The organism is Caldisalinibacter kiritimatiensis, assembly GCF_000387765.1.
Classification (GTDB): domain Bacteria; phylum Bacillota; class Clostridia; order Tissierellales; family Caldisalinibacteraceae; genus Caldisalinibacter; species Caldisalinibacter kiritimatiensis.
This window is the reverse complement of the sequence record NZ_ARZA01000037.1, coordinates 1-879: the sequence shown is the minus strand read 5'-3', so window position 1 is coordinate 879 and position 879 is coordinate 1. Positions and strand designations below refer to the sequence as shown.

1 protein-coding gene is annotated in these 879 nt (G+C 27.9%); it reads left to right on the top strand.

Annotation, left to right across the window (positions count from 1 at the left end; translation table 11 throughout):
- Positions 1–422 precede the first annotated feature (422 nt).
- A partial coding sequence (locus tag L21TH_RS01035; RefSeq protein WP_034428934.1) for a transposase occupies positions 423–879 on the top strand: 457 nt, incomplete at its 3' end.

The window sequence follows — 879 nt, the reverse complement described above, 5'->3', positions numbered from 1 at the left end:
TCTATTTGTTTTTAGCGACGACTCTTAAAACTATATCAAAACAACTTATGTTTGTCAAGTACTTTTTTATTTTTTATGTCGGCGTCGTTTTTTGCCGACGCATAATAATATAGCATCATTATTTAATTGTGTCAAGAACTTTTTTATATTTTTTCTTAGTCAGTTTTATTTAGATATTATATCCTTCCATATTATTGTTTATACATCCAATACAAATGTGTCAAAGAGTGTATTTATTAAATATATCAGTATTTTGAAGTCTATGAAAGTTATTCCCTACTAACTGATTATTATTTAAGTAAATTGCATATTTCTTGATTGTTGATTTTACTAAATTTTCTTGGACACAAAAAGGGGTTTCACCCCAAAATGTCGAATTAATTAAGTGCAAACAAAATAACCCGAAGGAGTGAAACCACTTAATGTATATTCGACAAATGAGCTTAATTTCCTTTGAAGAAATTATGGAATTTCAACAAGAAACTAAATTAGAAATGATTTTATCTCAAATTGACGTTTCTAAGATAGCTAATAAACTTAGAAAATCTAGTAATTCAAAAGGCCCGAAGGGCTATGAGCCAACAACAATGATATATGCTCTAATTGCTATGCAAGTTGAAAAAATACAAACTATTAAAGATTTAGTTCTTAATCTAAAACAAAATCCAATCCTTAGATATTATTGTGGTTTTGAAGTGCTTGGAAAAGTACCTTCTGAATCTACATTTAGTAGATTTTTAGATAAATTATGTGAAACAGATGAACTTGAAAAAATTTTCCACGAGTTAGTACTTCACGCTAAAGAACTAAATATTATTCATGGTGAACATGTATCTATTGACTCAATAAAATTAGATTCTTATGAGGCTGCTAAGCCTA